The organism is Paenibacillus sp. 598K (assembly GCF_003851045.1).
GTDB lineage: Bacteria > Bacillota > Bacilli > Paenibacillales > Paenibacillaceae > Paenibacillus_D.
Genome location: NZ_BFBX01000022.1, coordinates 19,009 through 23,064, shown reverse-complemented (window position 1 = coordinate 23,064; position 4,056 = coordinate 19,009). Strand labels below are relative to the sequence as shown.

Annotated in this window: 3 protein-coding genes; 1 reads left to right on the top strand and 2 read right to left on the bottom strand. The window is 60.7% G+C overall.

Annotated elements, in window-relative coordinates:
• Positions 1–147 precede the first annotated feature (147 nt).
• A complete protein-coding gene (nrdD, locus tag PA598K_RS08935) occupies positions 148–2,142 on the bottom strand; it encodes an anaerobic ribonucleoside-triphosphate reductase (RefSeq protein ID WP_128656618.1) in 1,995 nt (664 codons plus the stop codon).
• A 93-nt stretch (positions 2,143–2,235) separates the two neighbouring features.
• Positions 2,236–2,904, bottom strand: a complete 669-nt coding sequence (locus tag PA598K_RS08930; RefSeq protein WP_128656617.1) for a radical SAM protein — start codon at positions 2,902–2,904, stop codon at positions 2,236–2,238.
• Positions 2,905–3,271: 367 nt separating this feature from the next.
• Between PA598K_RS08930 and PA598K_RS36055 the strand changes: the two genes are divergently transcribed.
• The coding region (locus tag PA598K_RS36055; RefSeq protein WP_185601740.1) for a copper amine oxidase N-terminal domain-containing protein at positions 3,272–4,056 on the top strand (785 nt) is incomplete at its 3' end.

Below are 4,056 nucleotides of genomic sequence, written 5' to 3'. Positions count from 1 at the left end.
CATCCGCCCGCTCCTGCGGCACGTCCGCCCGCGCCTTAACTCGTCGGCTCGCCAAGCTCTCCGCGCCTTAACTCGTCGCCTCGCCAAGCTCTCCGGCCCGGCGCGACATCCGCCCGCTCCTAGCAGCGCGTCTACCCGCGCCTTAACTCATCGGCGCGCCAGGCTCTCCGCGCCCGGCGCGACATCCGCCCGCTCCTGCGTCTCTGCGGCGGTTGTCGCCAGATCGTCCGCTCCCAGACGCCGGCGCTCCTGCCAGTCGAAGCGTCTTGCCTTGCTCCAGAAGTTGTATTGACCGGTATACCCTTGCTGGTCGTCCCTGCGCAATCGCCGTCTGGCGATCATCTTGACGTAGCCGATGACGCGGCTGTAGGTGGCGAGATCGTCGCTGCCGCAGACGGGACAGTGGCCGATCCGGCAGCCGTCGGTCGCCGCGATCTGCTGGTTGCAGGCCAGACAGCTAGTCAGCGTCGGCGTCAGGGTCACGTACTGGATCGGCTTGGCGAACAGGCGACGCATATAGTCGGCCAGCCGCTCGGGCGCCAGCTTGCTCTCCAGGAAGTGGTGCAGGATGCTGCCGGAGGTCGCATACGCCTGGAACTCGGCGCTGTTCTCGACCTGACGGGGGAAGTCCCCCTCGCTGAACGGCAGCATGCACCCCGAGGTGAGGTAGACGTTCTCGCCGCTCCCTTGCACGTAGATCTTCCGCCCGCGCTGGTCGGCCCAGGCGACATCGTGACGCGCCAGCTTGATAGCGGCATTCTCGCCGGGGGCGTATTCGATGCCGCAGGCGACCCGGTCGCGGACGATGAAGCCATTGACGACCTCGGTCATGAACTGCATGATCCGGTGAGCCAGTCGTTGCCCGGCTTCGTCATTCATCCCGCCGCTGAAGCCGCTGTTGACGAGTCCCTCGTGCATGCCGGTAATCGCGAACACATTGAAGTAATTGGACAAATCCTTATTGAGCGCAAAAAACGTCGGGTACAGCTCCTTGTTCGCTTCGATCCATTGCCGCTTCGCCATATGACCCTCCTGCATGACCTCGAGAATCTCCCGCATCCGCTCATAGAGCAAGCGTTCGTCATGCCCGTAAGCCATCAGCAGTCGATTCATATTGAGGTTCAACACCTGGACGGCGCCCGTCGAGCCCGAGGAGCTGCCGAAGATGCCGCTGCCCACGCGAGAGAGCACCTTCAGATCGATCTGCAGTCGGCAGCACAGGCTGCGGCTCGCCTCCGGGTCGCGCGGCTTCAGGTACGGATTGAGGCTAGTGTAACGCTCGTCCTCGAACGGCGCAGTCCGGAAGTTCTCGAAGTAGACGCCGCCCCAGCTGTACATCGAATCCAGCAGATGCAGGAATAGCGGATTATCGTAGTCGAAGGCGTCGTCGATCGGCACCGTCAGCAACGGGAAGGTGAAGGGGATGCCCGTCCCGGTCCCTTCGCGCATCACGTCGATAACCGCCTGGTTGATCCGGTCGAAGTAGACGGCTGGGATATCTCCATAGCGCAGCTCCAGCGGCTGTCCGCCGATGATGACGAGCTCGTCCCGGATCTCGTCGGAGGGCTTGCCGAACTCCAGCGTGATGTTGGTAAAGGCGGACTGCGAGCCGCCGCGCAGCGGCATGTTCATCTCCCAGATGAGGCTCTGGAACAGCTGCTTCAGTTCATCCTTCGTAAATGTGCGGCCATGCCGCGTCTCCTCGACGTACAGGTAGGAGGCGGAGACGCTCGTCATCTGGGAGAGCATGACGGCCCCGGACACCTGCTGGGACATCAGGACGACGATGTTGCTGTAATGCCGCAGCAGCGTCTCGAGCTTGCGCGTCGGCTTGGAGGACATCATGTTTTTGGCCAGGGTGGGGATGCCCGAGGTCGCGATATCCCGGCAAGAGACGCTCAGACAGTAGGGGCTGAGCTGCTTGTCGTGGATATAGACGAGGCCGTCTTCATAGTAGGCCTTGAGCTGCGGCGGCAGGATATGCTCCAGCAGATACGCTTCCTCGGCGAGATTGGTCAGATTGTGCCGCAGCAGCGGCAGCGAGTAGACATAGTTGCTGTTCTCCCGTTTCAGATAGTCGGCTTGCTTGGTGTCGGCAGGGGAGGTGAAGGTACGGATCAGATCGTCAGTGTGCTTGAACATAGGTCAAGGCCTCCATTTCGATAATTGAACTTGCGGAGCAGGCACCTCTATCTGACTTGAAGTGCAGGATGGCTTTGGCTTGGCGACTCTGCTCTACAGCGCCTCCGGGGCGTAGTAGGGATTGAGATCGTAGGGAACGCTGCTGCGATGCTTATGCTTCAGATCCAGGACCAGACTGGCGATGGTCTCGAAATACTCGTCGCTCAATAACGGATAGCGGACCGTCCGTACGCGACTGACAGGGCTGTCGTGCGCGATGACCAGCTCGATCGAGGCCAACAGACTGCGTCGCATCCGCTCGGAGGGCACGGTGCCGAGGATGGCTTCGTACAGATCGGACTCTGCGGAGGGATCGAGCAGATGGTAAGGCAGCTTCACATCGAGATGCACGCCGTCGACCAAGCCGCGCGCGAGCAGTCGCTCCAGCTTCCCGGGAAACGTACCGTTGCTATAAATGACGACGCACCCGTCGAACACGCCGCGCACCTGCTCCAGGAAGGGCTCGATCTCGGCCATTGCTCCGATCAGGAACTCGCCGCCGCTTAGCAGCACGGCATCGAACAGCGTATTGGCAGCGGCGATTCGCACGATCGTCTGCTCGGCGTTCAGATGACTGCCGTCCGCTCGGGCGGCGATCAGCTCCTCATGGTTGTGGCAGCCAAGGCAGCGCATATTGCAGCCGTTCCAGGCATGGATGAGCAGACTGAGACGGCCGGGCAGATCGTCGAAGGTGCGGACGAAGCGGGGGTGGAAGGCGAGCATGGCGTAGGGCTCCTTTCGTTTTGCTCCTGGACACCGTATGTAGTGTTCGAATACGAATATAGCTCAATATATAGATATACGAAGTGATGCGCATCACTTTGAAAATGTCTTTTTGTGCTTCGGGCAGAGTCGAGTAGTAAATATAAAGGAAATTGTAGTCTGGGTTACAGACAGGGCGGCGAAAAGCAGTGTTTAATAGAAAGTGGATTTTACATGCCTTGCCGGGCTGCGGAATTGTTCATTAATTGTTCAGTGGCATCCTGTACAATGCTTGGGAGGAGGTGGAAGCGCAAGGATGCGGCTGGCTTTTCTACATAAAATCCATGTACGGCACGGCTAGTAATCAAATATGAGGAGATGGGAATAGATGAAGAAAGCAATACTGACCACGGCGCTGGCGCTGACGCTGGTCTGGAGTCCGGGAATGACAGCAGGCGTCCAGGCGGCGGAAGCGGTGAAGCTGATCGTCAACGGACAGGCTGTAAGTCATGATGTCGCTCCGCTGCTCGAAGCAGGTACTGTACTGGTGCCATTCAAGACGATCGAAAATCTGCTGGGCGCTCAGATGGACTGGGATAACGAGACCAAAACGGTAACCGCCACACGCGGCGAGATCGCTGTGACGTTGAAGACCGGGGCAAACGAGGCCGTGGTGAAAAATGGCGGCGTCGAGACCCGAATCCCGCTGGATACGCCAGCGATCATCCGCGACGGCAGATTGCTGGTGCCGGTCAGACTGTTCGCTACGGCATTCGGCGCGCAAGTAGCTTGGCAGTCAGAAGCTCGGACCGTCGATATCCGCTTCGCCGACGGGGCTGGCATCCCGGGCCCGGCAGGTCCGCAAGGCCCTGCAGGTCCAGCAGGCCCTGCAGGTCCAGCCGGCCCGGCAGGCCCGCAAGGCCCGGCAGGTGAGGCTGGCGTGGGGCTGGCTGGTCTGAAGGTCTATGACGCTGCGGAGGCTGGCGGCTATGGCATTTACCAGGTAGTGACGTATCAAGGCTCGGCGTATGTCGCGCTGAAGGCCTCGCCGTCCGGGACTCCCGGCGCATCAGAGGATTATCTGCTGCTCGCAGCTCGCGGACAATCCGGCGGCTCCGGCCCTGCTGGCGCTCCAGGAGCGAAGGGCGATACGGGAGCGCAAGGCCCGGCAGG